We start from the raw sequence: 3755 nt of genomic DNA, 5'->3' as shown, positions 1-3755 counted from the left end.
CGGCATTAGAGATGTATCGCGAAGTATTAAAAGTATTTCAACAGTTAGGTGATGAAGATGGTGTGGCTCAAGTGTATGGCAATATTGCGGTTGCTTATAGTGAGTCGCGACAGTTTCAGTTAGCCATACATTATAATCAGTTAGCGCTACGCTACTATCAAAGTATTGGTAATGCCTTTCAACTTTCTACAAAACACGCCAATTTAGCAAGTATTAATCTGCAATTAAATCAGTTTGATGTGGCGTTGTTTCATGCCAAAACGGCGCAGCAGTTTGCGCTAGATGCGGGCAATGAGTCGTTATTAGCGGCAGCACTGTATGTATTAGCCACCGCGCAGTTTGCTAAAGGTGATATAGAAAATGCGCAACACACCTCAGAACGCTCTATTGTGTTAGCTAAAAAGTATAAAAATGGCATGCGCATTAAAGATGGCTTAGGGATGGAGGCGCTACTCCATGCTAGCCAAGGCGACTTTGAAAATGCGGTCCGCTTGCATTTACAGTATATTGACTATCAGCGCAGTATCAACAGCGAAGCGGCCTCAAGTGCCGTGAGTAAATTTCAAATTCAATTTGAGGCTGATAAATTAAATCAAGAAATTATTCAGCTCAAACAGCAGCAGCATTTACAAGAGTTAAAAATATCACAGCGTTTGCAGCTCACTATTTTACTGAGTATTGTCGCAATACTTATCTTAATAACGGTGATTGCAATTTACCGTCGCAGAGTAGATAAAAATGCCAAATCACAATTAACCGAACAAGTAGCGCAGCGTACTCTAGAACTGCAAAGTGTGGCCCAAGAGTTAAGGGCGGCTAACGATGTTAAAAGTCAGTTTTTAGCCAACATCAGCCATGAGATACGCACTCCGTTAACGGCTATTTTAAGTCAAACAGACGACTTAATTAATGGTCTATATGAGCCGACACAGTTGCAGGATGAACTGAGGGTTATTCAGCGCCAAAGCGAGCACTTAAAAGGCTTAATTAATGATGTGCTTGATTTAAGTAAAATAGAAGCAAATAGATTAGAGCTGCATATTTCTTGTTTTGACCTGATCCAAGTGCTTAATGATATTTATGCGATGGTGAGCCCTCAAGCAAAAGCAAAAAATTTAACCTTAGTGTTAGATAACCAATTGGGTGATGAGTTTTACACTAAGCTTGATTTAACGCGGGTAAAGCAAATATTAATTAACTTGTCTACTAATGCGATTAAGTTTACCCATAGCGGGCAAGTGACGCTGATGGCAGCGAAAACAGAGCAAGGGGTGGCGCTCAGCGTAAAAGACACCGGTATTGGTATGAATGCCGCGCAGTTAAAGTATATTTTTGAATGCTTTAATCAAGCCGATAATAGCATTAGTCGACGTTTTGGAGGAACCGGGTTAGGGCTTAGTTTATCACAACAATTAGCCGCTATGATGGGGGGCTACATTAGTGTGCAAAGTGAAGAGCATAAAGGCAGTGAGTTTTGTTGTTTTCTGCCATGCATTGAAGTGGCAAAAAGCCTTTGCAGCAACCCAGCGAAAGAGCATGAGAGTGATTACACAGCGCTCAGCGCTAAAGTGCTGCTAGCGGAAGATCACGCTGATAATCGTAGATTAATTACGCGTTATTTACGCTCTATGGGGTTAACTGTGATTGCGGTGGAAAATGGCGAACAAGCAGTTGAGCAATGTTTAAAAATACACCCAGATTTTGTGTTACTCGATATTCAAATGCCGGTGATGGATGGCATTAGTGCATTTGAACTACTAAGACAGTGTGGCTATGAGCAGCCAATATTCGCCTTAACCGCCAATGCCATGAGTCATGAAATAGAGCAGTACTTAGCATTAGGGTTTAGTGATTATTTAGCCAAGCCAATAGATAAAGAGCGCTTTTACCGCACCATATCTGAACACCTTGAAGCTATTGAGCTACATCATCATAAGTATAGCGAAAATGTTGATATGAGCGACTTAGTGGTGAACTTTAAGCAAAGCCTAGCACTAGAGAGCGAACTAATTACCCAACACTTTAATGCCGGTGATTATGCTGCGTTACAAAAAGATTGCCATCGCGTGTTTGGGGCTGCACAAATGTTTGAGCTAAACGACATTGCCACCGCCGCCAGCGCACTCGATAGAGCCTGCAAAAGCAAAGCGAATAACCACGACCTAGAACAATTAGTGAGTAAGTTGCAAGCGTTATTTTTACAGTATAGCTAATCTTTCATAGCCATTGCAGCCGTAGAGAGGGCAATGATATTAGCGTGTGTTATTGCTATAAATATAGGTGTTGCTTACGCTGAGTAGTGGATTTTTCTGGTGCATAAAAAAACGCCTAGCAATAGTATTGTTAGGCGTTTTTTTAAGCGCTAAGGCTTATTATTGGCGTTTCATTGAATCGAAAAATTCATCATTGGTTTTACCCATAGATAATTTATCAATCAAAAACTCCATGGCGTCAATTTCTGACATATCATGGACAATCTTACGTAAAATCCATAGCTTTTGCAGCTCATCCGGTTTCGTCAATAGCTCTTCACGACGAGTACCAGAACGGTTAAAGTCGATAGCTGGGAATACACGGCGTTCCGCTATTTTACGGTTAAGGTGTAATTCCATGTTACCGGTACCTTTAAACTCTTCGTAAATAACTTCATCCATTTTTGAGCCGGTATCGATAAGGGCAGTGGCAATAATAGTTAAGCTACCGCCTTCTTCAACGTTACGTGCAGCACCAAAGAAGCGCTTCGGTTTGTGAAGTGCATTAGCATCAACACCACCGGTAAGTACTTTACCCGATGAAGGAATAACCGTGTTATAAGCACGGGCTAAGCGCGTAATTGAATCGAGCAAGATAACCACGTCTTTTTTGTGCTCAACTAAACGTTTTGCTTTTTCAATCACCATTTCGGCGACTTGCACGTGGCGCGAAGCCGGTTCATCAAAGGTAGAAGCAATCACTTCGCCTTTAACAAGACGCTGCATTTCGGTTACTTCTTCTGGACGCTCATCAATCAGTAATACCATTAAGGTTACATCAGGATGATTGTGGGTAATTGATTGTGCAATATTTTGCAGTAGCATGGTTTTACCCGCTTTTGGCGGCGCGACTAATAAACCACGTTGACCACGGCCAATGGGCGAAGCTAAATCTAATACACGGGCTGTAATATCTTCTTTACTACCATTACCGCGCTCCATGCGAAAACGTTCGTTTGCATGCAGTGGTGTTAGGTTTTCAAAAAGGATTTTAGTGCGTGAGTTTTCCGGTTTATCAAAGTTAACTTCGTTTACTTTAAGCAAAGCAAAGTAACGCTCACCATCTTTAGGTGGACGAATAAGACCTGAAATAGAATCGCCGGTACGCATACTGAAACGACGAATTTGGCTAGGCGACACATAAATGTCATCTGGGCCAGCTAAGTAAGAAGCTTCTGATGATCTTAAAAAACCAAAACCATCTTGTAATATCTCTAATACACCGCCGCCGAAGATGTTCTCTCCGCCTTTAGCGTGTGATTTAAGAATTGCAAAAATGATATCTTGCTTTCTTAAGCGGGCTACGTTTTCGAGCCCCATGGACTCAGCTAAGTCTACAAGCTCTTTTATAGATTTGTCTTTTAATTCGCGTAAATGCATATTGGTGGGTTCTTTATTACAGTTGTCATACTCAAAATCGCTATGTTTGATCATTGAGTGAGGTTTGTTGAATATAACTAAGGATTAGTTGGCTTTATAATCTAGCAGCTCACAGGCACAGCG

General features: G+C 41.4%; 2 protein-coding genes. One reads left to right on the top strand and one right to left on the bottom strand.

Annotation, left to right across the window (positions count from 1 at the left end; all coding sequences use genetic code 11):
* On the top strand, positions 1–2213 hold a 2213-nt coding region (locus ABYB02_RS15495), incomplete at its 5' end, for a response regulator (protein ID WP_372763301.1).
* A gap of 159 nt (positions 2214–2372) precedes the next feature.
* Here the strand turns inward: ABYB02_RS15495 and rho are convergent.
* Entirely contained in the window at positions 2373–3632 is a 1260-nt protein-coding gene (gene rho, locus ABYB02_RS15490; protein WP_372763302.1) for a transcription termination factor Rho, read from the bottom strand.
* Between the last annotated feature and the right edge of the window lie 123 nt (positions 3633–3755).

The organism is Pseudoalteromonas sp. (assembly GCF_041613455.1).
Classification (GTDB): domain Bacteria; phylum Pseudomonadota; class Gammaproteobacteria; order Enterobacterales; family Alteromonadaceae; genus Pseudoalteromonas.
Note: the sequence above shows the minus strand (reverse complement) of the source record. Positions and strands in the feature narration are given on the sequence as shown.

What these genes read in the sequence shown, in the direction of transcription:
- rho (WP_372763302.1), bottom strand. Translation starts at nt 3,632, where the DNA reads ATGCATTTACGCGAATTAAAAGACAAATCTATAAAAGAGCTTGTAGAC.